This is a genomic window from Alteromonas gilva (assembly GCF_028595265.1).
In the GTDB taxonomy this organism is placed as follows: Bacteria; Pseudomonadota; Gammaproteobacteria; order Enterobacterales; family Alteromonadaceae; genus Alteromonas; species Alteromonas gilva.
This window is the reverse complement of record NZ_JAQQXP010000001.1, coordinates 1,063,356-1,089,166: the sequence shown is the minus strand read 5'-3', so window position 1 is coordinate 1,089,166 and position 25,811 is coordinate 1,063,356. Positions and strand designations below refer to the sequence as shown.

Sequence of the window (25,811 nt, the reverse complement as noted above, 5' to 3'; positions counted from 1 at the left end):
GCTATCGCCTTACCCAGCGCTTAACATAACCAAAACAAGCCGTTTAATACGGATTGTTACATCATCCTAACTGCGCCAGCGCGTTGCTCAACTGACGAATTTCGGTGGGCGTTGTAAACACCTGAGGCGTTACCCGTATGCAGCTACCACTGGCCAAATCGTGTCGGCCAACCGTAAACACGCCAAATTCTTCTTCCAGGCGCCGCTGCAACGTATTTACCTGCTCACGCTGGGACTGACCGGCTAACCGAAAGGATCCCATGCCACTGGCTGATGCCGAGTCGGTAGCCCCGAGAACCTCGATATGGGCCATTTTTCGGGCAGGTTCAACCCATAACTCCCGCAAATAGCGCAGTCTCGCCATTTTGGCAGCCGGCCCTACCTGCTGGTGAAATTTAAGCGCATGAGGAACAGTTAGAAAGGCCGCAAAATTAGCGGTGGCCATATGAATACGCGCACTTACCTTACTGTTATCGGGGTCGGACTCCCCCGGATAGGGTGCCACTTTCTCAAGGGTACCGCGACGCATATACAACGCCCCCACCCCGAGAGGCGCACCAATCCATTTATGTACGTTAAATACGGCCCAGTCGACACCGAGTTCAGGCAGAGTAAAATCAATTAATCCCCAGGACTGGGCGCAGTCGCAAATAACGTCGACACCATGCTGTTTGGCAATCGCCGCAATTTGCTTTACCGGCAGTATTAACCCGTGTTGATTAGACACATGGGTAAGGATCATTAACTTAAGATTGGGCGCACCCGTTATGGCGTTTTTGTAGGCGTCGATTAACTGCTGCTGATTAGCTTGCGCGGGTAACTCAAGCGCTATGCCATTGAGGTCTTTTTGCTCACAGATAGCAGCCATGGTGCGTTTGAATGCCGGATAATCAATATCAGCCCACAACACACTGTCGCCCGGGCTGAGTCCCTGGTATTGAAACAATAAGTTATGCATAGCCTCAGTGGCATTGCGGGTAAGGGCTATTTCATCGGCTGCAACCTTAAGGGCGTCGGCAATGCTGGTAACGGCTTCCTGAGCATCTGCATACCAGTCTTTACGGGCATAATAAGAGAGCTGCTGATTTACCATTTCGGTCAATTCAATATAAGACTGCTCTACCGGTATGGACATCTTTCCCCAGTAACCGTGTTCAAGGTTCACAATACCCGCGGCCTTTTTATAAAACGCACTAACTGAACGCCAGTAGCCTTCGTCAACTGCCAGCTCAAAGGCAGACACATTGGGGTCAGGTAAGGCTGGCCATTTATTGGCGAGGGCCCGGGCACTTACCAGAGAGCCTGAAAGTGCCAGAGACCGCTGGAGAAGCTGGCGGCGGGAAACAAGATGGGCTGACATGAAAGAGCTCCAAAATAGTGAATTTTTGTATTTTTTATACGATTGCACTATTGGGATTTAAAAACAATTAGTTACCCGTGGGTTTCGGCCAAATAACGCAATTTATAGATACGCTGCAATATTACAATAATAAGAGCGCGAGAAGATTGGAGGTCGACAATATGGGCCTAAAATTTGACTTACCAGCCATTCACGATACAGTGCTGGGCAATGGATGTGTGACTCAGGGTGTCTTGAAGAGCAAAATTGATATGCTGGTTAAGACTAAGACTGTATCAGTCGTTTTCAAATGGCGCTTTACATAAAACAAGGATGTAGAATGAAAAAAATTCTCCTCGCACTTTTACTTTTCGTGGTCGTCATTGGTCTGGTGGGACCAAAATTTGCCGGCAACGCCTTTAACCAACAATTAGATGATTTTGCTGACAAACTCAGTGAGCAACCATTCTATAAAGCAACTGTGGAAGAACGTGTTCAAAGTTGGTTCTCAACAACCGCTTCTTTGGCTATTAGCATTGATATTGCGCAGTATGGAAACTCATTAAACACAACGGAACAAGCCGTACTGTCTTTTTCTGTCCCGATTAAAGCGCAACACGGCCCTTTGTTAACGCAATCGGATTTACGGCTAGGTGTGGTCGACTGGCAGGTTAATATAGCGCTGGCAGAACACGTCGCGCAGCTAAAGATGGCAGGTGATAGCGAGTTTATCTACTCTGCCGAAGGGTTTACCAGCTTATTGGGTACAACGTCTTACAGCGATATTATTCCAGCGTTAACCTATACGGAGCCACAAAGTGGATTTACCTTATCGATTACCGGCTGGCAGGGCCATGCACGCTTAACCTCTGACTCTATGGAGTATAAAACTGAACAACCGTTGTCGTTGAAGTTGGCGACACAAGACACGCCCATAGCCTCTTTCGACAATATGTCTTTTGATGCAGACTTAGCATCGGGGTTTATGCAGGCCTGGAAACAACCGCTTTATAACGGTGAAGCGTCATTGCGTATTGATACCATAACCATGGCTAATCTCGCGACCAGTGAGGAAACGAAAATCGAAAATATCGTTGTGGATTCGGTCACCAGCTATGACGACACTACTGAGCTGGGCAGCATGTTGATTTCATCCAGAGTAACAAGTTTTGTCAGTAGCGCGATGGCGATAAAAGACATCCAGCTTGATGTTGAAGTTGCCAATCTGCAACGGAATTTCCTGACAGCTTATCAGCAACTCTCGGAAGATATCATGAATGCCCCGGACCAGACAGAGAGCCTCTTTCGTGAATTTATTCAAAGTGCTGGCCTTGCGCAGTTGCAGGCTAGTCCCGAACTGAATTTTCCGGTCATTAAGGGAGTGATTAACGAGTCGAAGATCAATGGTTATGCAAACACCAGACTGGTCAACATTCAGACGCTGCCAGACACCATGGAAGACCCGGCATTTTGGGCTGAACACGCATTCATTGACGCTACATTGAATGCAGAAGAAGGCGCCGCATTATTCATCGCTGAACTCATTCTAAAAAGTCAGCTGGGCGCTAATCCCCAGTTTGCGCAAATGAGCGATGAAGAGCAGAAAGCGTTAATAGCAGAACAATCACAAGCCACCATTAACGCGTTTGTTCAGCAAGGGATGCTAAGCAAAACAGATGCGGGCTATGAAATTACATTTAGCATGGAAAACGCTAACGCCATACTCAATGGCCAACCCATGGGATTGCCTTTCTAACGCTGTAACAACTTTTTAAGAGGTGATAGGAGCAACACTGATGCATTATTGCATTCGGGATCCGCGCTAAGCCCCGGAAAACCAATCCAGGGCGGAAAGTAAAAGTCGGAGTTGGCCGTAAGCCGGGTTCTGTTCTCTTGCGAGTGGCAATCATTCCTCTAGGCCAGCAATCGCTCACTGGCTCAAGCAACCTACCCGCTCCCCGCACGGGCCGTACGTATAGGGAGCCTATTTGGTCTTGCTCCGGGTGGAGTTTACCATGCCACAAACTGTTACCAGTTGTGCGGTGCGCTCTTACCGCACCCTTTCACCCTTACCGGCGCCGAAGCGCTTAGGCGGTATACTCTCTGCTGCACTGGTCGTCGGCTCACGCCGCCCAGACGTTATCTGGCACCCTGCCCTATGGAGCCCGGACTTTCCTCCCCTTTCTTGCGAAAGCGGCGATTGCCTGGCCAACTCCGGCGCGCATTGTAGCTAAGTTCGCCACCGCGCGCCATGGCTTATTTGGCTGGCAGATCAAAATAAAGCACATGTAAACCGGTAGTCTGGCTCACATCAACAGTTTCGCCCGCAGCAAAGGCAACACCATCACCGGCCGAGACGTTTTCGCCATTGATCAGAGCACGGCCCTCCACCACCTGTAACCAGCCAATGCGATTTGCGTTGCCGGCGTATTGCCAAGGACTGTCATCAGCCAGTTTACCGGCCAGCACCTTAATGTCCTGATATACCGGCAGTGAATCACCGCTACCATCAGCAGAAAATATCAATGTTGGTGCCTCGGCGGGTGCCAGCAACTGAGCAAAATGCTGTTGCACATAACCCGGCGCAACATTCATTTGGTTGGGTACAACCCAAATTTGCAGAAACTCCACCACACCTGTTTTGCTGTGATTAAATTCGCTGTGCCGAATGCCTGTACCGGCGGTCATTTTTTGCACGTCGCCTGGGCGAATAACCGATTCATTGCCTTCGCTGTCTTTATGGGCAAGTTTCCCTTTTAGCACATAGGAAATGATCTCCATATTGGCGTGGCCGTGTTCACTAAAACCGCCGCCTGGTTGCACCACATCCTGATTAATAACCCGCAGCGGTCCTTGCCCCATGTAGCGCTCATCGTAGTAATGACCAAAGGAAAAAGTATGTTGCGATTGCAACCAGCCCAGGTTGACCTGGCCCCGCTCACTGGCTTTACGAATGTTCATAGCTTGCTCCCGTTAGTTGACAATGACATAGTAGCAGCCTTAAATAACGAGACAATATACATACCATTGACTACACTGTCGCACATAATGCGACAATCTTACTGTTAATAGCCAATACTTACTGAGTAGCCTTTTATGGACAAGCTCTCTGCTATGCGGGCGTTCGCTACTGTAGCGCGACACGGCAGCTTTGCGGCGGCAGCACGCAAGCTCGGTTTATCCCGCTCGCAAATAAATCGCCAGGTCTTATGGCTCGAAGACGAACTGTCGGTAACCTTGTTTAACCGCACGACTCGCCGGGTCGATCTCACCCATACAGGCCAGGCGTATTTAGAAAATATCCTGCCGCTGCTGGATAACCTGACCAATACCGAAGCGCAGTTACAACAAAATCAGCAAGCGCTGTCTGGCACTATAAAGATCAATGCTCCTATGTCGTTTGGGCTGGCGCACTTAACACCGGTTGTCCTGAAGTTCATGCATGAATATCCGCATATTCAGGTGCAGCTGGACTTATCGGATGAAAAACGTGACCCGCTGTCGAATCAGTTTGATATGACACTGCGTATTGGCCCACCAGAGCCAAACCCCGCCATGATTGAACACGACATTACCCACACTGAGCGCTATATTTGCGCTGCACCGGCGCTATTACAGCGCATTGGTCCGCTTTCATCGCCGCAGCAACTCATTAACCTGCCTTGTTTGCAGTATGGTAATTTGGTGCACGGCAACTATTGGGATTTACTGCATCACAACAAGCCGCAGCGGGTGCGAATTAACGGCGTAATGAGCTCTAACAATGGTGATGTACTGAAACAAGCGGCACTGCAGGGCGTGGGAATTGCCATGCTACCGAGTTTTATTGTGGGTGATGCACTTGCCAGCGGCTCATTAATACCACTCCTGCAAGCCTGGCAGCCCGCCCCCCTGCATATTTCACTGCTTTATGCGCCCAATCGACACATGGCGCTTAGATTAAGTGTATTTATAAAATACATTCAGGCCGCATTCGAAAACATCGACTTCTGCTCCGAAAGTCATCATTTGTACAATAAATAGTTAATAAATAATTACTGTCTGCCGATAGCACCTTGTACACCCGTTTTGAGAGGCCGGTGTAATGAACAGGAAGTTAGCAGCGACGGCGCTTCAGTAGTATCGCGACAGTATCGCGACTGCAGATTAAACACTCCTGTTTATTAATAAAAATAATAGAGTGTAGAAGGGACGATATGGGGCTGTATGTTAATACCAATGTATCAGCGTTAAATGCACAGCGACAATTATTTAATTCGAGTAATGCCCAGTCAAAGGCACTCGAACGCCTGTCGTCTGGCTTCAGAATAAACGGCGCTTCCGACGATGCGGCTGGTTTACAAATATCTGATCGCATGACATCGCAAATTAGCGGGCTAAATCAAGCGGTAAGAAATGCCAACGACGGTATATCGTTAACTCAGACCGCAGAAGGCGCATTAGAAGAAACCACCACTAATTTACAGCGTATCCGGCAATTGGCAGTGCAGGCCAAAAACGGCATAAACCGAACCGAAGATAACGATGCGCTGCAACAAGAAACCGATGAACTACTGAACGAAATCAACCGAATTGCGAATACTACTTCCTTTGCCGGCAGCAACCTGCTGAAGGGAGATTTCAGTGCTTCTTTCATGGTTGGCGCCAATGCTGGACAAACAATTAATGTTGGTTTAACGCAATTTTCGGGTGTTGGCTTTGGGGTCAGCGGATTGGGTATTAGTGGCTTAAACTTATTAACCGGAGCCAGTGGCAGCAGTGGTTCAAACCAAATCGATTCCAGCACCATTACGGGGGCATCTACAATTAATGCAAATGCCACATACTTCAATATCTCTGATTCAGACATTGGCGCCGGTCAGTCTGCTGAACCGGGCACCTATAATTATGCTGTAAGCAGCGACGGCGGCGCAACTTACCAGGAAATAACCGTTGAAATTGTAGACGGTGATTCCGATGCAACAGTAAGGAATTTTCAGGATGCATTTGCTGGTGCCGGGATTACTACGACAGTCAATGTCGTGTCACCCACTCGCTCGGATGGGATAAATGGCAGCACAGAATTCTTAATCGTTGATCGCTCTGACAATCCTGGTGCTGGCTTTGGCGGCAGCTATGATGCTCCCGATGTTGCAGCTAACTCAGGCGATACTAATAGTGCCATATCACTTATTGATGGCGCTATATCACGTATTGGCCAAGTGCGTGCCGACTTGGGTTCTTTACAAAACCGCTTTCAATCCACCATTCGTAATCTGTCGAATATAGTCGAGAATGTAACAAGCGCCCGCAGCCGCATTCGGGATGCCGATTTTGCCGCAGAAACGGCGGGCTTAACGAAGAGTCAGATTATGCAGCAGGCCAGTATCACTATTCTGTCGCAGGCAAATCAACGCCCACAGGCAGCGTTATCATTACTGGGATAATGAGTCGGATAAGATATAGTGCGATACCTGGACGTCATAAGCGCAAAATAATCAGCCCACTTAAGAGTGGGCGCACCTACATCTCACAAACATTCTGCAACAATCAGTTAACATAACCCATGACTGGTTTTTCACTAATGATCTGTATTAAAACAGCAATTATGATGCATGGTAGTTATACGCTCTTGTAAAAAGGAAAATATGATGCAGATTAAGTATTTATTGGCAGCCAGCCTGCTAGGTCTTGTAAGCCTGTGTGAGGCACAAACCGCTGATTTTGTGACGTGGCCTAATGGGGCTAAAGCCGCAGTCAGCCTGTCTTACGATGATACCCTGAACAGCCAGCTGGATAACGCTATACCAGCATTAAATAATTATAACCTGAAGGGTTCATTTTATTTAAGCGTTTCTAATGAGCCACTGAGTCTGCGGATGGAGGAATGGCGACAAGCTGCCAAACAAGGTCACGAACTCGGCAACCATACCATTTACCACCCCTGTCGAAAAACGCTGCCTGGCAGAGACTGGGTGGCCGACTATGCCGATTTACACCGTTACAGCCTGCCACAGCTAGAACGGGAAATCGCTACCACCAACACCTTCTTGCACGCCGTTGACGGCCTTACTGAGCGCACTTACATCCCGCCCTGCATTGATTTGGCGGTTAACAATGACAATACCAGTATTAAACCGGTATTGAGCAAGTACTTTGTTGGCGTTAAAGGCGTCCCTATGCACTTGCCCCCGGAGCAAATCATTGATCTAATGCCGTCGGGGGTGAGCGAACAGGCATTAATCGCGTATGTTGAAAAAGCGGCTCAAAATGGTCAGTTGGCCAGCATCATATTTCACGGTATTGGCGGCGACCATCTGTCGGTATCGACCGAAGCCCATGAAGAATCGTTACAACACCTGGCCAGTCATCCGGAGCGGTTCTATGTTGATTCTTTCATCAATATTATGTGCCACGCCAGAGACTATAAAGAGTAAAACTAATAACAGTTAAAGCGTTAACATTTGCCACGCTGTATTGGAAATACCTAACAAAAAACCCACTTAAACAGTGGGTTTTTGGGCTGCTTTAAACACTATGCCGAAGACTTAGCAACGGAAAATATTTAGTTAGGCGTGATCGCGTTATGATACACGTCCTGCACGTCGTCACAGTCGTTGAGCATATCCATGAATTTTTCAAACATAGGCATGTCTTCTTCGCTGATTTCCACTTCGGTTTGTGGAATAAAGCTGATTTCCTCAGCGTCGAACTGCAAATCCGGTTTAGCATCGGCCAGCGCTGTTTTCACTTTGTAGAATTCAGTATGGGGCGCGTATACAGTGATCTTGCCCTCTTCGCATTCCACATCGGTAACGTCAACGTCGGCTTCCATCAGAATTTCTAATATCTCGTCCTCGTCGTCGCCGGCAAACACAAATACAGCCTGATGTTCGAACATGTGCGAAACCGCACCCGGGGCACCAATTTTGGCGCCTGTTTTGGTAAAGCAATTACGCACATCGGTAATGGTTCGGTTGTTGTTATCAGTCAGGCAGTCCACAATCACCATGCAGTTACCCGGGCCAAAGCCTTCATACCGGGCCGGTACGAAATCTTCACCAGCACCACCAACGGCTTTGTCGACAGCTTTGTCAATAACATGGCTGGGTACCTGATCTTTTTTGGCTTTTTCGATGAGGCGCTTCAGCGACAGATTAGTATCCGGATCCGGCCCGCCGTTCTTTGCACAGACGTAAATTTCTTTACCGTACTTAGAATACACCTTGGTTTTAGCGCCAGCCGTTTTAGCCATGGCGTTCTTTCTTACTTCAAATGCTCTTCCCATCTCATGAATCTCTTTGTAAAACTTGCTAATTCTTGTGCATAAACAGGTCGCTTAACGACCAGATTAAAGGGGGCCGGTGTTAACCGTTTATTGCTAATGCAGCAGGCCTTGACTCTGCTACTCAACGTGTGGCCCCAGAGTTTAACGGCTTTTGCCGCTTAAGGTAAGTGCTCCGTGGCCAAATAATCGTGTGACTGCATTTCCTGTAAACGGCTCAGACAGCGCCTGAACTCAAAGCTTAACATGCCGTCGGTATACAGATCCTCAAGGGCAACTGCCGCCGACATAATGAGTTTGACATGACGCTCATAAAACTCATCGACCATAGCGATAAAACGCCGTGCAACGTCGTCATTGCCCTGTCCCATTTGCTTTACATTGGCCACCAACACGCTGTGATAACAGCGGCTCAGTTCGATGTAGTCCGACTGACTACGTGGCCCCTCACACAGCTCAGAAAACTCAATCATCAGCACGCCGTCGGCGTCACGCAGTGTTCGCAACTGACGATGATTAACCTCGATACTTTCGCCACTGGTGCCTTCATCCGGCGCTAACTGGGTAAAATAACTGTGTAAATTTGATGTCGCCTGCTCATCGAGGGGGTAGTGAAAAATTTCAGCCTGCTCCAGGGTGCGCAAACGGTAATCTACACCGCTATCAACATTTACCACATTGCAGTGTTTATTAATGAGCGCAATAGCCGGCAAAAACCGAGCGCGTTGTAAGCCATTGCGATAAAGCTCATCGGGCACAATATTTGATGTCGCCACCAGCACAATGCCCTGGGCGAACAGCGCTTGCATCAGCGTGCCCAGTATCATCGCATCGGTAATATCCGAGACAAAAAATTCATCAAAACAAATGATGCGCGTTTCTTTAGCAAGCTTGGCTGCAATAATATCAAGCGGATCTTGTTTACCGCCCAGCAGTTTAAGCTCGTCGTGCACACGGTGCATAAAACGGTGAAAGTGCACGCGCATTTTATTTTCAAACGGCAAACAGTGATAAAAGGTATCAACCAGATAGGTTTTGCCCCGCCCCACACCGCCATAAAAATAGATACCCTGTATCGGCGTTGGCGGGGTTGTAGCGCCAAACAAGGCTTTAACTTTACTGGCAAAGCCCGACGGGGAAGCTGGCTGCGCAATTAACGCCTCGTAAAGGCGTTGTAACTCACGCACCGCGTTTTCCTGCGCAGGATCATGCTTAAAGTCGTCGCGCTTTAGGTCTTGCTGATATGTTTGCCACGGCGTCATCGCCTGATTTACTCCTTCGAGAATGCCCCTATGAATACTGCTGCCAAAACCCAACAATACTATTCGAATGAGTATGTTATAAAACGTCGGCAGTATTCATACCGCGTATTTTTGACCCTGGATTGGTCACACCTGTAGATTGGGGCGATATTATGCCCTAATTCGCCGTTAACACCAATTCAGTGCGACGAATAAACCAAATATACGAATTGACTCGCGTCGGGATGCCTTACAGCGCATTAAGTAAAAGCACCGGCACGTTCGTTCTGGTAACATTTTGCCACAATCAATCCGCGCAAAATGCGTTAGCTCTTGCTATAGTTTCAGTAATGCATACTATGCAGTATCTGTCGCAGTAAGACAGCAGGCCTCGCTTTCACTAATCTGAGCTTAGCGCCTGTAAAACAGTAACATTGGAGAAAAAAATGGAAGTGGTTATCCCCTTAGCAATGCTGGCAATCGGCTTAATTATTGGTTATTTCGTGGCCCGGTTTATGTACACCAAAGAAGGGGCGGTAAAAGCGAATCAAACAGCAGAGAAAGCCATTAAGGAACTGCTCGCTCAACAGTCTCAGCATCATGTTTTTCAGGTGAAACAGTCTATAGAGACTATTGAAAAACAATGTAATGACCTTAAACAGAGTTTATCTGAATACGAAGAACTGTTGGATACCGCGGATTCAGATGCTACACCAGCCGTTCCGTTTTTTGGCGAGCATACAACCGCTTACCTGCGGAATAATCTAAAAGGTGTGGAAAAGAGTAAACAAAATGCTAGCAGTGACACCCAACCCCGGGATTTTGCTAATCACAGTTCAGGGTTATTTGTCGGCAATAAAGCAACATCTGCCGCAGACAAAGAATAACAGCGGAACTTTTTAGGCAAAGGTACAGTCTGTGGGAAGGTAGTTGCAAACCGCAATGAGACTAGGAGTGTATGTGTCTATGAATAAGTCTTTTCGAAAGCTTGTGCTGGTTACTGGTGTTGTCGCCAGTACAATCGGTGTACCAGTTTCCACTCAGGCTGCTCTTCCTTTTTTTAACGACAGCAAAAAAGAAGTCCCGTCGCTGGCCCCTATGCTCGAAGAAGCCATGCCAGCGGTGGTCAGTATCGCCGTTGAAGGCACACAGACTTCGCGTCAGGAAGTTCCGGAGATGTTTCGTTACTTCTTTGGTGGCCCGCCTGAGCAAACCCGCGAGCGGCCATTTCGTGGCCTGGGCTCCGGGGTAATCATCGATGCCGAAAAAGGCTTTGTGGTAACCAATGCCCACGTGGTCGATAACGCCGATGAAATCACTGTCAAGCTGGCTGACGGGCGCGAGTTCTCTGCCAAAAAACTTGGCGCCGATGAACAAAGCGACGTTGCGCTGTTAAAAATAGAACCTGATGATCTTACCGCTTTGCCTTTGGCAGATTCTGACGAAGTACGGGTAGGTGATTTTGTAGTCGCCATTGGTAACCCGTTTGGTCTGTCACAAACCGTGACCTCCGGTATCGTTAGCGCTATGGGTCGCTCTGGGTTGAATATCGGCGGCATTGAAGATTTCATTCAAACCGATGCGGCCATTAACCGCGGAAACTCCGGTGGTGCACTGGTTAACCTGCACGGCGAATTAGTCGGTATTAATACCGCTATTTTTGGTCCAAATGGCGGCAATGTGGGCATTGGTTTTGCCATCCCGGCCAATATGATGAATAACCTGGTCGAGCAAATTGCTGAATTCGGCGAGGTTCGCCGTGGCTTGCTGGGTATTTTAGGTAGCAACGTTGATCAAGGGTTAGCCGAAGCGATGAACTCTGAAGTCAACAAAGGTGCCTTCGTCAGCGAAGTACAACCTGATTCAGCGGCAGAGGAAGCAGGCATCAAAGCCGGCGACATCATTGTCGCGATCAATGGTAAGGAGCTTAATAGCTTTGGCGAATTACGCGCTAAAATTAGCACCATGGGTGCGGGTGCTAAGGTTGAACTGACCCTGGTTCGCAAAGGTGAACGCCTCTCTGTAGACGTTGTATTAGATGACGCAACGCAAAAACAGGTGGTGGCTGAACAAATTCATCCGGCATTACAGGGCGCCACGCTAGTCGCAGGCACTGACCCCGACGGTAACGAAGGCATACTCGTCAGCGAGGTAGCCGAAGGCTCACCTGCTGCCCGTATTGGTTTACGCGAAGAAGACATTATTCTGGCAGTTGGTCGCCAACGGGTAAGCAGTGTTATGGAATTCCGTGACGCTATTGAGAATACCAAGGGCGTCATTGCAATGAATGTTCGCCGCGGCAACGCGTCGTTGTACGTGGTTATTCGCCAGTAGCGTGTTGTTAAGATAACGCTAAGTTTAACAGGCGGCCTTTGGCCGCCTTTTTATTGTTGGTTGGGTTTACTGCGGCGTTTGTTTTGCGCACAACGGATATACATTTATCGTCACTCGCTGAGCGCATTTACTATCCCCCAATCAATCAAGCACGCAGAAAAAGGGTAAACATCATCTGGCTAGCGGCATCAGGTTTGAGTCGGTCATTTACTTTCACGCAGCCTGCTGAAAATGTTATGCTTATGCTAATAATAAAAACCTCTGGGCTGCTCTTCACGTCTTGCTCTTTAGCAGCGTGCCTTATGAACTACCCCAGCGCATTACACAATAAGAACTCACGTGGCGAGCAAACAGTTTTTTGTATTTATAATTCGATCCGTATTTTTAGGGTTAGTTGTTGCCCTGCTGATATTGTTTTTAGTGCCGGATCTTCGTAAAGGCACCGGATTCGGCACCACCTGGTTTGCCCCCACGCCGCAAAGCGCCAAACGCGAAACCTACTACCCGGCGTTAAGCCGCTCCGCCCCTGCCGTAGTGAATATTTACAGCGTGAGCATTGAAAATAACCCCAATTATTATAACCGCACCCGGCAGCGCACCAGCCTTGGTTCGGGTGTTATCATGACCGAATCAGGCTACATTTTAACCTGTCATCATGTAATTAAAGACGCCAGCAGTATCTTTGTGGCACTGCAGGACAACCGCGTTGCCCAGGCACAAATCATTGGTACTGACCAAATTACTGATTTAGCAGTGCTGAAAGTCAACGAAGACAACCTGCATGTTATTCCTCAACTTGAGGAGCCAGACTTGCGAGTGGGCGATGTGGTCATGGCTATTGGAAATCCGTATAACCTGGGGCAAACCATAACTCAGGGCATCGTTAGCCGCGCCGGGCGCACCGGATTATCCAACAGTTATGTTGATTTTATCCAAACCGATGCGGTGCTAAACCAGGGCAATTCCGGCGGTGCGCTGGTCGACAGCAACGGCTATTTAGTGGGTATTACCAACGCCAACTTTCAGGTACGCGATGAGCGCCGGGGTACCTATATTGTTGATGGTATTAACTTTGCCGTGCCCTACGAACTGGCAGTACGGGTCATGGAGTCCATCATAACTAATGGTAAAGTCACCCGTGGTCAGTTAGGTTTTGTCGGTGAAGAATTACGTGGTGGCCCGGGTATTGAAGTCAAAGCGGTTTCGCCTAATTCTCCCGCTGCACAGGCCGGTTTAAGACCTGGTGATATTATTATGTCAATCGATGGTATACGCTTAGAAAGCGCTTCAAAGGCTCTCGACATGATTGCCGAGACGGCGCCGGGAACAGTTTTAGAACTGGAAGTCAGCAGGAACGCGAGAACTATGACTATTCAGGTCACTGTTGCCGAACTCATTATTTAGTCATCAGTAAAACATTCGACGCCGGGGCGGCATGGCTGGGGTATTGAGTTAAAAGTTAAACGGCTAGTCGGCCCCGCCGACCAGCCTGTATACTTGGGCTATTCGCTTGCCCGCGACACCTTCGCACCCAATCCACCTAATTTACGTTCAATGGCCTCGTAACCGCGATCGAGGTGGTAAATTCGGCTGATATGAGTTTCACCTTCAGCAACTAATCCGGCAATGATCAGACTGGCTGATGCGCGCAGATCGGTTGCCATCACCGGCGCACCTTTCAGTTTAGACTCACCTTTGCTCACTGCACTGTTGGTTTCAAGCGCAATTTCTGCGCCCATCCGCTGCAACTCAGGCACGTGCATAAAACGATTTTCAAAAATAGTTTCGGTTATCACACCGGTACCGTGGGCCACCGCATTAAGGGCCACAAACTGGGCTTGCATATCAGTAGGAAAACCAGGGTGCGGTGCGGTTTTTACTTTTACGGCGGTCAGTGGTGTCTGAGTGCGATCCAGTTCGATCCAATCTTTACCAACGGTAATGACAGCACCAGCCTGTTGCAGCTTCGACAGCACGGCATCAAGGGTTTCAGGCGCAGCATTTAAGCACTTAATATGACCACCGGTCACTGTCGCCGCCACCAAATAGGTGCCCGTTTCGATACGATCAGGCAGTACCCGATAGTCACAACCATTGAGCGTTTCAACACCATGAATACGAATTTTATCGGTACCGGCACCCGATATTCTGGCACCCATACTGTTCAGGCAGTTCGCAAGATCGACAATTTCAGGTTCGCGCGCAGCATTCTCGATGACGGTCTCGCCGTCTGCCAACGCTGCCGCCATCATCAAATTCTCGGTCGCTCCCACGCTCACGATATCCATAAAGATACGTGCGCCTTTTAAGCGCCCGTCAACGCTGGCCCGGACATAGCCTTCGTCAACGTTTATAACGGCGCCCATTTTTTCCAGACCTTCGAGGTGCAAGTTAACCGGACGAGCCCCAATCGCACACCCACCGGGTAACGACACATTGGCTTTACCTAACCGGGCAAGCAGCGGGCCAAGCACTAAAATGGAGGCGCGCATGGTGCGAACCAGATCGTAACTGGCCGTGTCGCTGGTCAGCTCTGCAGCATGCAGTAATACCGTGTTCGCTTCCTGCTGCTCTACCCCAACACCCAGATCTTTAAGTAATGCCTGTGTTGTGCTGATATCGCGTAGCTGGGGAACATTGCTGTAGCGACACGGTTGAGCAGTTAGCAAACTGGTCATCAATAACGGCAGTGCCGCATTTTTTGCACCCGAAATAACCACCTCGCCTTTAAGCGGCGGGCTTTGTTTTATTATAAGTTTATCCACAAGCGGTTCCTGGTGGGTTACTGCGGCAAGTTGAGCAGGCGCTCGCGCTGCCAGTCTTTTTCGGTATAGGTTTTTATGGAAACCGCATGCAAGGTGCCATTGGCAATCAATGCATTCAGGGGGGCATAAACGACTTGCTGACGTTTCACCCGGCTCATATCGGCAAACGCATCACTGACAGCAATCACTGAATAATGTGAGCCATCGCCTTTAACATGAACTTCGGCTAACGCCAGCTGTTCTTTTAATAAGGTTTCTATCTCTTTAGTGTCCATAGACTCTTAGCAATAATTAGGTGTATTTACTCGATGGGCAACAGACCATCAAGTTCGCTGATTTTTGCCAATTTAAGCATTTTTTCGGGCAGGTTGCACAAGGTAATTTTAACCCCTTGCGCTTTACCGTCGCGAATTGCATTTAATGTCCAGGCCAGACCCGCAGTATCGACCCGCTCCACAGCGCTGAAGTCCATCAAACACTGGCTGGCGTCGCGATACTGTTGCTGCTCATTACTACTGAGCGATTTCCACCAGTCCTGACTCAACGTTTGCCTGTCAAGAGCACCGGTTAAACTGATGGTTTGTTTGTCATTCACGCTTCGTTGCCTTGTCTTTTGCTGCCATCCAAAGACTTGAGTTCGATTGGTTTGGCAATACGCTGGCGCATAAGTTCAATGACCTTCTCGATGCCTTCGGTACGAATAATCTGTTCATACTGCTTTACTTCGTTTTGCAACATGCTAATGCCTTCAGCAACCATATCGTAGGCTTTCCACTCGTCACCTTTGGTGTTGCGAACTTTAAAAGCCACATTGATATCCGGACGTTTTCCGTCGCGAATTATTGCGCGCACTGTCACGCTTTTGTCGTCTTCAAAGTCACCGGAGGGCGCAAACAGTACTTCCTGATCGTCATAGTAACTCAACGCATCGGCATAGCTGGTCACCAGATACTGACGAAACACCCGGATATACTCAATCAGCACGTCCTGGTCGGCCTTTTTAAAGTTGAAATGCTTACCGAGTACCTTAAAGGCACTGTACCGATAGTCGATATAGGGTAGTAATTCTTCTTCCATGATATCGCGCAAAATTTCCGGATTTTCGGCAATTTGCTGCTTGGACGCTTTTATGCGTTCAAATGTTTGGTTACCAACCTGTTCAACCATTTCATAAGGGTTTTTGGTATTCACCGCGTTCTCTTGAGCGCTGACGGGCAAGATCACCATCAGCATGAGTGTAAATAAAACGCCTAATTTTGCTTTCAACTTATCTCTCCTAACCAACAATTCGACTGTTATATCAGACCGACTTTGCGCCACTATTATTCTTCACTGTTACGACTGAACAGAAACTGACCAATTAACTCTTCCAGTACCAACGCCGAACTGGTGTCCTCGATATAGTCACCATCGGCCAGATTTTCTACCCCTTCGATAGTAAAACCAGGTTCAAAACCAACATACTGCTCGCCAAGCAAACCAGATGTTAATATCGACGCCGAACTGGTTTCAGGAAATTCGCTGTAGGCTGCTTGAATAGTCAACTCCACGACCGGCAAATAGTCATCTCTGTCTAACTTAATATTACTTACGCGGCCAACCGTAACCCCGCCAACTTTTACTGGTGAACGTACTTTCAGGCCACCAATGTTATCGAACTTGGCGTACAGGGTGTAAGTGTCACCGTCTGACGCCATGGTTTGATTAGCCACCTTCAGGGCCAACAATAACAAGGCAGCCACTGTCATTATGACAAACACACCCACCATTAATTCCGTTTTATATCGATTCATATCAACTGCCCCTTATTCAATACCAAACATCAGGGCGGTGAGTACGAAGTCCAACCCTAATACTGCCAATGACGAAAACACCACCGTTTGTGTGGTTGCCTGACTGATACCTTCGGAAGTTGGTATCGAATCATATCCTTTAAAAATGGCAATCCAGGTCACAACTAAGGCAAAGACGAGGCTTTTTATAACGCCGTTTATCACATCTTTGTCCCAATCGACTGTTGATTGCATGATTGACCAGTAACTGCCGGCATCGACACCGAGCCAGTCAACCCCGACTAAGTGGCCGCCTAAGATGCCCACCGCCGAGAAAATAATTGCCAGCATTGGCATTGCGATTATACCCGCCCAGAATCGCGGAGCGACTACCCGGCGTAACGGATCCACCGCCATCATCTCCAGACTACTGAGTTGTTCGGTTGCTTTCATTAAGCCTATTTCAGCAGTTAAAGCCGAGCCTGCCCGGCCAGCAAATAACAGCGCGGTAACCACCGGGCCCAGTTCGCGTAGTAACGACAAAGCCACCATGGGGCCAAGGCTCCCCTCGGCGCCATAATCGGTGAGAATGGTGTAGCCCTGTAGCGCCATCACCATGCCAATAAATACGCCCGAAACTATAATAATCGCCAGCGATTGCACGCCCACAACATACAACTGACGGATCGTCAGTGGAATATTCTTAACACTTGGCAGCGCGAACAACGCCCCAAACAGCATGACGCCAGCACGGCCACACGCAGCCACACGCTCGATAGTTTGGCGACCGATATGTTGAATCCAGTTCAATCGCTTTCTCCCAGAAATGCACTGCTTAACGAGTCTGAAGGGTAATGGAACGGTACCGGCCCGTCAGCTTCGCCTTGTAAAAACTGTTGTACCAACTCTGAATCGCTGTCCTGAATTTGCTGCGCCGTCCCCTCGCCGATTACGCGCTTGTCGGCCAGAATATAAATATAATCGGCAATAGTAAGTACTTCAGTGACATCATGCGTCACCACAATGCTGGTTAAATTCAGTGCATCATTGAGTTCACGAATGAGTTTTACCAAAACGCCCATCGAAATTGGATCCTGCCCGGCGAACGGCTCATCATACATGATGAGATCAGGGTCAAGCGCTATCGCTCTGGCCAGGGCTGCCCGACGCGCCATACCGCCAGATAATTCACTGGGCATCATTTGCGCCGCGCCGCGTAGCCCTACGGCCTGAAGTTTCAGGGCAACTACCGTTGCTATCAACGACTCAGACAGACTGGTATGCTCGCGCAGTGGAAATGCAACATTGTCGAACACCGACATATCAGTAAATAGCGCGCCGCTTTGAAACAGCATGCTCATACGCCGACGCGTCTTGTAAAGTGCCTTGCGACTCATTTTATGAATCGACTCTCCGGCAAAGGTCACGTCGCCCTGATCAGGTATTAACTGCCCACCGATGAGTTTTAATAAGGTGGTTTTCCCGATGCCGCTGGGGCCCATTACAGCGGTAATTTTACCTTTGGGCACACGCATTGATATGCCGTCATAAATAAGACGGTCTCCGCGTGAAAAAGTCATGTTGTTTACGTCGACTATATAGTCCATGTTGCTTCACATTTCCTGTGCTGGCTCCCGCAGGATCCCAATTATTTGCCAGCCTGCTGGCGGTTACATCTGTTTGTGGATTTAACTACTTTAAACCGCATCGTCACAATTGTACGTGGAATGCGTTGTTTTGACTAAACCGAAAAAGTTACAATTTATATCATGGCAATTACGACCTGTAGCCGCTGTGCTTAGAGCCTGTGGGGCATTATCCCCGAAAAGAACGCTAAGGTCCGTTACAAATAGCGAAGTTCACCGTTCTACGCTGTAGAATCATTACCTGGCGAGCCACTTTTTCGGCTGCAAAATACGCTTATTGCTTACATTTTTGCATTTTATCATAGTAGAACTAAATTACATACATTCATGTAGGTATAATTAATAACGAATTGTTTGCTAAAAACAAAATATAAAAACAGGCCTGCATCCCTTTGCTAATCAGGGTCACATAACGCACAGTAAAGCGATTTCCTGAGTACCGTCCCGGATCGCCAACTTGGATCACTAACTTGGATCGCCAGCCTGGATCGCCCATCCGGCGCATCAGCCAGTCATATTCGGCTCGCCTATGCGTAAACTAGCAAAACGTGCTGTCTGAATTAACGTTACCGTGACGCTGAAAGATAAGACCGGACGTTTCGAAATTTATTCACAGTTAGAGGCTGTTAACCTCCATAGCGCTGTATTCTGATAATGTTGGCACAACACCTATTCATAAACGGTACTGACTTCGAAAGGATCAACCAGCAATTATAATTGTCTCAAGCAAAACATAGGAATACGCGTGTTTTTTTGCGAGAATACGACTTTCCCAAGCAAGCAGGTTCTTTAGTGATATTACAAGTTGCTATTTTTCTGGCAGGGCTGGCCGTATTGAGCTGGAGTGCCGACAAGTTCGTTTATGGGGCATCAGCGTTGGCCAAGAATATTGGCATATCGCCGATGATGATCGGTCTTACCATCGTTGCCATGGGCTCTTCGGCGCCGGAAATTGTCGTCTCAGCCGTCGCGTCTATTAACGGCAATCCTGATACCGCTGTAGGCAATGCACTTGGTTCCAATATTACCAATATCGCACTGGTGTTAGGCATCACCGCTCTGGTTAAACCCTTGCTCATTTCCTCAACGACACTTAAACGCGAATTTCCTGTATTGTTGGTGATTAACCTGATAGCCGTTTATTTTCTGCACGACAGTAAGCTTACCTCCGTAGAGGGGATTATTCTGCTCCTGTTGTTTATTTTTGTGCTGGCGGGTATGGCCTGGCTTTCCTTATTGGTAGATAAAGGCGACCCACTGGCAAACGAAGCCAGTGATGAAATTCCAACTCAGGTTGAAAACGGCGTGGCCGTGATGTGGATAGGCGCAGGTCTGGTACTGCTGCCGCTGAGTGCCCAGTTTATGGTCGACTCTGCAGTACATATCGCACAATATTTTGGTATTAGTGACTTGGTTATTGGCTTAACCATAATCGCGCTTGGTACCAGTTTACCCGAGCTTGCCGCAAGCGTTGCCGGTGTTTTAAAAGGCGAGCATGATCTTGCCCTTGGTAATGTTGTAGGCTCGAACATATTTAATTTGCTGGCGGTGCTTGGCATGCCCGGGCTGATTTCTCCCGGACTACTCGATGTGAATGCCGCTGAGCGAGACTCGCTGGTGATGCTCGGACTCACTTTATTGCTGTTACTATTTAGCTTTAATTTCCGTGGTACACGGTGTATCAATCGCGTGGAAGCAACCATTTTGGTGGCGTGTTTCCTTGCTTATCAGTACTGGTTATTTGCCTGATGAAACCACAACAACCCACTTCTTTTATCGCCTCAGCCCAGCGCGTAGTGAATATTGAGCTCGCCGCTATCGCTGCGCTGAATGACAAATTTGATGATAACTTCACCCAGGCGTGTAATTTATTACTCAACTGCGAAGGCAAGGTCGTGGTATGCGGCATGGGTAAATCCGGTCATGTGGGCAATAAAATCGCCGCAACCCTGGCCAGTACCGGTACGCCGGCTTTTTTTATGCATCCGGGAGAAGCCAATCATGGCGATCTGGGGATGCTGGGCAAAAAAGATATTCTGCTGGCGATCTCTAATTCTGGTGAAACGGTGGAGCTACTTAACTTGCTGCCGGTGGTAAAACGCCTCAATGTACCTGTAATAGCCATGACCAATCGCATTAACAGTACTCTGGGTAAACATGCCGACGTGGTGCTTGATATTGGTGTCGAACAGGAAGCCTGTTCACTCGGCTTAGCGCCGACAACCAGCACCACAGTGACTCTGGTGTTAGGAGATGCACTGGCGGTAGCCTTGCTGGATGCCAACGGATTTACCTCAGATGATTTTGCGTTGTCCCATCCGGGCGGCAGCTTGGGCCGCAAACTGCTGCTTACGGTGGCCGATATCATGCTTAGGGGCGATGAAATCCCCTTAATACATGAACACGCGACGGTTTCTGATGCTTTACTGGAGATATCCAAAAAAGGGCTTGGACTTACTGGTATAGTAAACCAGCAGGGTGAATTATCCGGCGTCTTCAGCGACGGAGACTTACGCCGTTTACTCGACGCCAGAGTCGATATCCATGGGACCCGCGTTCATGACGTTATGACCCGCGGCTGTAAAACCTCGCGGCAGGAAGATTTAGCTGTTGCCGCATTAAACCTCATGGAAAATCATAAAATCAGTGCACTGTTAGTAGTCGATGACAAGATGCACCCTGTAGGGGCCTTTAATATGCATATGCTACTCAAAGCCGGAGTACTGTAATGACGACCGTCACAACCCTGTACGATGTATTACCAGAAAGCTTGTATAACCAACTGCGCAACATTGCGTTGCTGGTGTGTGATGTCGACGGGGTTTTTTCCGACGGTCGGATTTACCTGGGTAATCAGGGCGAAGAACTAAAAGCATTTCATACCCGAGACGGATACGGCGTTAAAGCGCTGGTAAACAGCGGCATTGACGTGGCCGTGATCACCGGACGCCGTTCGCAAATTGTTGCCGAACGTATGCAAGCTCTCAAGGTTAAACATATTATTCAGGGTGAGGAAAACAAAGCCGACGCTTTGGCAGCCCTGCTCAACACTCTGCAGTTAACGCCGGCGCAAGTTGCAGCGGTAGGTGATGATATGCCTGACACCGGTATGTATGCGCACAGTGCAGTGAACATTGCCGTAAAGGATGCACATCCAGCCGTGTTACAGCAGGCCAACTGGATTACCACTCAACGCGGCGGGTTTGGCGCAGTGCGTGAAATTTGCGATACCCTGCTACAAGCTAACGATGCGCTGGACGGCATACAGGGAAGCAGTGTATGAGTAGACTCGGTCTCATTATTGCTGGCTTATTTATTCTTGCGGCATCGCTCTACTTACCGACATTTTTAACCGAAGAGCCGGTTGTATTGCCCGATCAGGACGTGTTAGCGCTGTCGCCGACGTATAAGGCGCGCAATCTCACAACCACATTATTTAATGAGGAAGGACTGCGTATCCATCAGGTATTTTCTTCATCTATGGAAAACTACGAACAATTGGGTTTTATATTGTTCCAAAAGCCGCAGTATACTGTTTATCAGGATGCTGACGAGCCGCCCTGGCAGGTCGTCGCGGCAGAAGGCACCTTGTATGACAATAATGTGATTCAACTCGAAAAGAACGTTGATATTGTCAGTCAAAATCCGGCTGATTTTGTTCAGCGGGTCACCACGGACTACCTGGAAATCGATTTGGATACCCAAACCATGGTGTCAGAGGCCAGCGTAGAAATATCCGGCCCTAACTTCATCATATTAAGTAACGGGTTACGCGCTAACCTGAAACATAAAACTTATGAGTTAAATGATCATGTGCAAACGACTTATCAACCTGCTAACTAGTGCATTATTAGTGCTTTCACCTGCACTGGTGCTAGCCAAACAATCAGACTTTTCGCAAAACTTAGAAGTGAAATCAGAATCGCAATTTATGGACGGCAAACTTAAGAAAACCGTTCTGGTTGATAATGTCCAAATTACTCAGGGTACGTTAAACATTCGCGCCGATCGGCTCGAAATTGAGGGTGAGCAAGGCAAAGGTAAAGAAATATTCATTGCCACAGGACGTCCGGCGTATTACAGCCAGCAACTGGATGATGGCAAAGTGGTGGAAGCTGAGGCGTTTGAAATACGCTATGAAGTAGCAAATCGAACTATCTCACTCACAGGACAGGCAAAGCTGAATCAAAATGCCCGTACCATGACCGCTGAATCGATTACCTACGATATGGAAAAAGAACAGTTTAAGGCTACCGGGTCTGACGATGGTGACGGCCGCGTTACCACGATTTACAGTATGGAACCCGATGACAGTGCGGCCAAAAAAACCGACAATGATGAACAGGATGACGATAACGAATGACCACCCTGACCGCCAAACATTTAGCCAAGTCGTATAAAAGTCGTCAGGTAGTTCGCGACGTTAGCGTTGAGGTATCGACCGGGCAGATTGTGGGCTTGCTGGGGCCTAATGGCGCCGGTAAAACCACCACCTTTTACATGATCGTGGGCTTGGTACCGCTGGATAAAGGCGACATTCGCATTGATGACATGGATTTAACCCGTCAGCCCATGCATGAGCGCGCCCGTCACGGCATAGGCTACCTGCCTCAGGAAGCGTCCATATTCCGCAAGTTAAGTGTTTTTGATAATATTATGGCGATATTACAAACACGCAAAGGCCTGAGTTCGGAACAGCGATTAAATGAAGCCAATGCCCTACTTGATGAATTCAATATTAACCATATACGTAATAGTACCGGCATGAGTTTGTCAGGTGGTGAGCGCCGTCGCGTTGAGATTGCCCGGGCACTGGCAGCGAACCCCAAATTTATTTTGCTGGATGAACCCTTTGCGGGTGTTGACCCAATTTCGGTTAATGATATAAAGAAGATAATTCAACATCTTCGTGACCGTGGGATCGGCATTTTGATTACCGACCACAACGTCAGGGAAACCCTGGATGTTTGTGAGATGGCTTATATTGTCAGCCAGGGAGAACTGATTGCTCAGGGTAGCGCAGAACAGGTGTTGAGCAATCAAAAAGTGAAGGATGTATACCTGGGTGAGCAATTCAGGCTATAGTTAGGGACAGGCTGCCAAACAATAACGTGACAACCACCATTGTCCATTTCAATAACAAGCAAGGCGTTAAGAATAGAAGTAGATGAAACCATCTTTACAGCTTAAATTTAGTCAACAACTCACTATGACGCCACAGTTGCAGCAGGCCATTAAACTGCTGCAGCTTTCTACACTGGATCTTCAGCAAGAAATTCAGGAAGCGCTGGATGCTAATCCTCTGCTTGAAATCGAGGACAACAGCGACAACGATATCGTCGAGACCAGTAAACTCGATGCTGAAGCTGATGCAGCGGCAACTGCCACCAGCGATAATAATTTAGACTCCAACGAAGCGCTGGAAAAAAACGAACTGCCTGACGAGCTGCCTATCGACAGTACCTGGGATGAATATTATTCAGCATCGTCGGCACCGGCACCTGGCCCTTCCTCGTCAGACGACGATCAGGTTTTTCAGGGCGAAACCACCGATGACATCCAGGCTCATTTATTGTGGCAAATGCGCCTGACGCCATTCAGTGAAATCGACCGTGCTATTGCTATCGCGATTATTGATTCGATAGATGAGTCAGGATATTTAACCGTTTCAGTTGAAGATATTCTCAACAGCGTCAATACTGATGATATGGAAGAGCCCGTTGAGGAAGACGAAGTTGAATGTGTCCTTAAGCGCATTCAGATGTTTGACCCCATCGGCTCCGGTTCACGTACCCCGCAGGAGTGTCTACTGGTTCAGCTTAAACAATTTGCGCCGGATACGCCTTGGCTAAACGAAGCAAAAACATTGATAGAAGATTACGCCGATCTGTTGAGCAGCAAGGACTACCGCACACTCATGCGTAAGTCGCGGCTCAAAGAAGATGATCTGCGAGAAGCCATGCGTTTGCTACAAACACTTAATCCGCGTCCTGGCAGTGCGTTGATTACCCAGGAACCTGAGTATGTCATTCCTGATGTCTCGGTTAGCAAGAAAAAGGGCCGCTGGGTGGTAGAACTCAACCCGGATAGTCTGCCTAAACTGAGCGTTAATCAACAGTATGCGGCAATGAGTCGTCAGTCGAGAAATAGCGCTGACTCACAGTTTATCCGCTCGCACATGCAAGAGGCTAAATGGTTCATAAAGAGCCTGGAGTCACGCAACGACACACTGCTTAAAGTTGCTAACTGTATTGTGCAGCAACAAATGGGCTTCTTTGAGCATGGCCCTGAAATGATGAAACCAATGGTGCTCAATGACGTAGCTGAAATGGTTGATATGCATGAATCAACCATATCACGGGTGACCACGCAGAAATATATGCATACCCCACGCGGTATTTTTGAGCTTAAATACTTTTTCTCAAGTCACGTAGCGACTGAATCGGGCGGCGAATGCTCATCTACCGCTATTCGTGCGTTAATAAAAAAATTGGTTGCTGCGGAAAAACCCAGCAAACCTTTAAGCGACAGTAAAATTGCCCAATTGTTGGCTGATCAAGGTATTAAAGTTGCTCGGCGAACAATAGCAAAATACCGGGAATCACTTTCGATTCCACCGTCTAACCAACGCAAGAGCCTTATCTAGGCAGAAATATAAGGAAGACGAACTATGCAAATTAATCTTACAGGTCATCACGTTGAGATTACCGATTCTTTGCGTAACTATGTTGATACTAAATTTAGCAAACTGGAGCGTCATTTTGACCACATTTCAAATGTCCATGTGATATTGAATGTGGAAAAACTGAATCAAAAAGCTGAGGCCACCATGCATTTAAGCGGTGCTGAAGTATTTGCGTCGTCAGAAAACTTAGATATGTATGCAGCGATCGACGCTATGGTAGACAAGCTTGATCGTCAGGTCATTAAGCATAAGGAAAAGCTCAAAAAGCACTAGGCCCCTAACCCTATGAATATAGAAGCCTTAGTTAGCCTGGATCGCACTGAATGTGCGGTCCAGTGCAACAGTAAAAAACGCATACTCGAAATTATTAGCACAATTGCTGCACAAGCCAATCCGGAAATCCAAAAGGACGAGGCCCTCACAGCGCTGTTGGCTCGCGAAAAAATGGGCAGCACGGGCATCGGCAATGGCATTGCACTGCCACACGGACGGCTGGCCGGCCTTTCAGAAATTACCGCCGTTGTGGTAACCACCAAACCGTCTATTGCATTCGATGCGATAGATGACAAACCTGTCGACATCTTTTTTTCTATATTAGTGCCAGAGAACCAAACTGAAGGACACTTGCAGACACTGGCAACAATTGCCGGTAAACTGAGTCAAAAATCCATCGTAAAGACTATTCGGAACGCCGAAACGAAGGAACAAGTTATTGCAGCGCTGTGCGACAACACCGCCCAGTAAACAGTAATACCACAAGGAGTC

26 protein-coding genes, 1 other RNA gene and 2 pseudogenes are annotated in these 25,811 nt (G+C 48.2%); 17 read left to right on the top strand and 12 right to left on the bottom strand.

What is annotated here, in order from left to right:
• Positions 1-61: 61 nt before the first annotated feature.
• Positions 62-1,360 (bottom strand): aminotransferase class V-fold PLP-dependent enzyme, encoded by a 1,299-nt coding sequence (locus OIK42_RS04835; protein WP_273638810.1) that lies wholly within the window; start codon positions 1,358-1,360, stop codon positions 62-64.
• 319 nt (positions 1,361-1,679) lie between these two features.
• On the opposite strand from OIK42_RS04835, the gene OIK42_RS04830 reads away from it, so the two are divergent.
• Complete coding sequence (locus OIK42_RS04830; RefSeq protein WP_273638808.1) at positions 1,680-3,095, top strand: DUF945 family protein; 1,416 nt, start codon at positions 1,680-1,682, stop codon at positions 3,093-3,095.
• A gap of 103 nt (positions 3,096-3,198) precedes the next feature.
• On the opposite strand, the gene rnpB is transcribed toward OIK42_RS04830, so the two are convergent.
• Both rnpB and OIK42_RS04820 read right to left on the bottom strand, forming a co-directional pair.
• Positions 3,199-3,555: RNase P RNA component class A (rnpB, locus tag OIK42_RS04825), an RNA gene on the bottom strand.
• Positions 3,556-3,595: 40 nt separating this feature from the next.
• The gene (locus OIK42_RS04820; protein WP_273638806.1) at positions 3,596-4,300 is read right to left on the bottom strand and encodes a pirin family protein; all 705 of its coding nucleotides are present in this window, start codon (positions 4,298-4,300) and stop codon (positions 3,596-3,598) included.
• 135 nt (positions 4,301-4,435) lie between these two features.
• On the opposite strand from OIK42_RS04820, the gene OIK42_RS04815 reads away from it, so the two are divergent.
• The 4 genes and pseudogenes from OIK42_RS04815 (at position 4,436) to OIK42_RS04800 (ending at position 7,755) form a co-directional block, all read left to right on the top strand.
• The gene (locus tag OIK42_RS04815) at positions 4,436-5,362 is read left to right on the top strand and encodes a LysR family transcriptional regulator (RefSeq protein WP_273638804.1); all 927 of its coding nucleotides are present in this window, start codon (positions 4,436-4,438) and stop codon (positions 5,360-5,362) included.
• A 173-nt stretch (positions 5,363-5,535) separates the two neighbouring features.
• A pseudogene (locus tag OIK42_RS20440) lies at positions 5,536-5,946 on the top strand (flagellin N-terminal helical domain-containing protein); the annotation flags it as partial.
• A 564-nt stretch (positions 5,947-6,510) separates the two neighbouring features.
• Positions 6,511-6,765: pseudogene (locus OIK42_RS20435) on the top strand (flagellin); the annotation flags it as partial.
• A gap of 201 nt (positions 6,766-6,966) precedes the next feature.
• Positions 6,967-7,755, top strand: a complete 789-nt coding sequence (locus OIK42_RS04800; RefSeq protein ID WP_273638802.1) for a polysaccharide deacetylase family protein — start codon at positions 6,967-6,969, stop codon at positions 7,753-7,755.
• 128 nt (positions 7,756-7,883) lie between these two features.
• On the opposite strand, the gene OIK42_RS04795 is transcribed toward OIK42_RS04800, so the two are convergent.
• Both OIK42_RS04795 and zapE read right to left on the bottom strand, forming a co-directional pair.
• A complete protein-coding gene (locus OIK42_RS04795; RefSeq protein WP_273638800.1) occupies positions 7,884-8,606 on the bottom strand; it encodes a YebC/PmpR family DNA-binding transcriptional regulator in 723 nt (240 codons plus the stop codon).
• A gap of 158 nt (positions 8,607-8,764) precedes the next feature.
• Positions 8,765-9,865 (bottom strand): cell division protein ZapE, encoded by a 1,101-nt coding sequence (gene zapE / locus OIK42_RS04790; protein WP_273638798.1) that lies wholly within the window; start codon positions 9,863-9,865, stop codon positions 8,765-8,767.
• A 425-nt stretch (positions 9,866-10,290) separates the two neighbouring features.
• Here zapE and OIK42_RS04785 point away from each other — a divergent pair, with 425 nt between their 5' ends.
• The 3 genes from OIK42_RS04785 to OIK42_RS04775 all read left to right on the top strand — a co-directional run bounded on the left by OIK42_RS04785 (position 10,291) and on the right by OIK42_RS04775 (position 13,582).
• Positions 10,291-10,731 (top strand): ZapG family protein, encoded by a 441-nt coding sequence (locus tag OIK42_RS04785; RefSeq protein WP_273638796.1) that lies wholly within the window; start codon positions 10,291-10,293, stop codon positions 10,729-10,731.
• A 79-nt stretch (positions 10,732-10,810) separates the two neighbouring features.
• On the top strand, positions 10,811-12,178 hold the full coding sequence (locus OIK42_RS04780; protein ID WP_273638794.1) for a DegQ family serine endoprotease: 1,368 nt from the start codon (positions 10,811-10,813) through the stop codon (positions 12,176-12,178).
• 339 nt (positions 12,179-12,517) lie between these two features.
• Entirely contained in the window at positions 12,518-13,582 is a 1,065-nt protein-coding gene (locus tag OIK42_RS04775; protein WP_273638792.1) for a trypsin-like peptidase domain-containing protein, read from the top strand.
• A gap of 98 nt (positions 13,583-13,680) precedes the next feature.
• Here OIK42_RS04775 and murA read toward each other — a convergent pair whose 3' ends face one another.
• From murA to OIK42_RS04740, 7 genes are read right to left on the bottom strand one after another with little or no spacing between them, the layout of a single operon-like run.
• Positions 13,681-14,943: a UDP-N-acetylglucosamine 1-carboxyvinyltransferase gene (murA, locus tag OIK42_RS04770; protein ID WP_273638791.1), complete on the bottom strand. Its 1,263-nt coding sequence runs from the start codon at positions 14,941-14,943 to the stop codon at positions 13,681-13,683.
• A 17-nt stretch (positions 14,944-14,960) separates the two neighbouring features.
• The gene (locus OIK42_RS04765; protein ID WP_273638789.1) at positions 14,961-15,218 is read right to left on the bottom strand and encodes a BolA family protein; all 258 of its coding nucleotides are present in this window, start codon (positions 15,216-15,218) and stop codon (positions 14,961-14,963) included.
• A 26-nt stretch (positions 15,219-15,244) separates the two neighbouring features.
• Entirely contained in the window at positions 15,245-15,538 is a 294-nt protein-coding gene (locus tag OIK42_RS04760; protein ID WP_273638788.1) for an STAS domain-containing protein, read from the bottom strand.
• On the bottom strand, positions 15,535-16,209 hold the full coding sequence (locus OIK42_RS04755; protein ID WP_273638786.1) for an MlaC/ttg2D family ABC transporter substrate-binding protein: 675 nt from the start codon (positions 16,207-16,209) through the stop codon (positions 15,535-15,537). The genes OIK42_RS04760 and OIK42_RS04755 overlap by 4 nt, the downstream gene beginning before the upstream one ends.
• Positions 16,210-16,265: 56 nt before the next feature.
• Positions 16,266-16,736: an outer membrane lipid asymmetry maintenance protein MlaD gene (mlaD, locus tag OIK42_RS04750; RefSeq protein ID WP_273638784.1), complete on the bottom strand. Its 471-nt coding sequence runs from the start codon at positions 16,734-16,736 to the stop codon at positions 16,266-16,268.
• Between the two features lie 12 nt (positions 16,737-16,748).
• A complete protein-coding gene (mlaE, locus tag OIK42_RS04745; protein ID WP_273638782.1) occupies positions 16,749-17,525 on the bottom strand; it encodes a lipid asymmetry maintenance ABC transporter permease subunit MlaE in 777 nt (258 codons plus the stop codon).
• Positions 17,522-18,322 carry an ATP-binding cassette domain-containing protein gene (locus OIK42_RS04740; protein ID WP_273638779.1) on the bottom strand — a complete coding sequence of 267 codons (801 nt, stop codon included), beginning with the start codon at positions 18,320-18,322 and terminating at the stop codon, positions 17,522-17,524. Before OIK42_RS04740 ends, mlaE begins: the two co-directional genes overlap by 4 nt.
• Before the next feature lie 831 nt (positions 18,323-19,153).
• On the opposite strand from OIK42_RS04740, the gene OIK42_RS04735 reads away from it, so the two are divergent.
• The 9 genes from OIK42_RS04735 (at position 19,154) to ptsN (ending at position 25,790) form a co-directional block, all read left to right on the top strand.
• Positions 19,154-20,110, top strand: a complete 957-nt coding sequence (locus OIK42_RS04735; RefSeq protein WP_273638777.1) for a calcium/sodium antiporter — start codon at positions 19,154-19,156, stop codon at positions 20,108-20,110.
• Positions 20,110-21,090 carry a KpsF/GutQ family sugar-phosphate isomerase gene (locus tag OIK42_RS04730; RefSeq protein WP_273638775.1) on the top strand — a complete coding sequence of 327 codons (981 nt, stop codon included), beginning with the start codon at positions 20,110-20,112 and terminating at the stop codon, positions 21,088-21,090. Before OIK42_RS04735 ends, OIK42_RS04730 begins: the two co-directional genes overlap by 1 nt.
• Positions 21,090-21,644 carry a 3-deoxy-manno-octulosonate-8-phosphatase KdsC gene (gene kdsC / locus OIK42_RS04725; protein ID WP_273638773.1) on the top strand — a complete coding sequence of 185 codons (555 nt, stop codon included), beginning with the start codon at positions 21,090-21,092 and terminating at the stop codon, positions 21,642-21,644. Before OIK42_RS04730 ends, kdsC begins: the two co-directional genes overlap by 1 nt.
• Entirely contained in the window at positions 21,641-22,204 is a 564-nt protein-coding gene (gene lptC, locus OIK42_RS04720) for an LPS export ABC transporter periplasmic protein LptC (protein ID WP_273638772.1), read from the top strand. Before kdsC ends, lptC begins: the two co-directional genes overlap by 4 nt.
• Complete coding sequence (lptA, locus tag OIK42_RS04715; RefSeq protein WP_273638770.1) at positions 22,173-22,724, top strand: lipopolysaccharide transport periplasmic protein LptA; 552 nt, start codon at positions 22,173-22,175, stop codon at positions 22,722-22,724. Before lptC ends, lptA begins: the two co-directional genes overlap by 32 nt.
• Positions 22,721-23,446, top strand: a complete 726-nt coding sequence (lptB, locus tag OIK42_RS04710) for an LPS export ABC transporter ATP-binding protein (protein ID WP_273638768.1) — start codon at positions 22,721-22,723, stop codon at positions 23,444-23,446. Before lptA ends, lptB begins: the two co-directional genes overlap by 4 nt.
• A gap of 82 nt (positions 23,447-23,528) precedes the next feature.
• Entirely contained in the window at positions 23,529-25,007 is a 1,479-nt protein-coding gene (locus OIK42_RS04705) for an RNA polymerase factor sigma-54 (protein WP_273638766.1), read from the top strand.
• Positions 25,008-25,031: 24 nt separating this feature from the next.
• A complete protein-coding gene (gene hpf, locus OIK42_RS04700; RefSeq protein ID WP_273638764.1) occupies positions 25,032-25,319 on the top strand; it encodes a ribosome hibernation promoting factor in 288 nt (95 codons plus the stop codon).
• Between the two features lie 12 nt (positions 25,320-25,331).
• A complete protein-coding gene (ptsN, locus tag OIK42_RS04695; RefSeq protein ID WP_273638762.1) occupies positions 25,332-25,790 on the top strand; it encodes a PTS IIA-like nitrogen regulatory protein PtsN in 459 nt (152 codons plus the stop codon).
• Positions 25,791-25,811 lie beyond the last annotated feature (21 nt).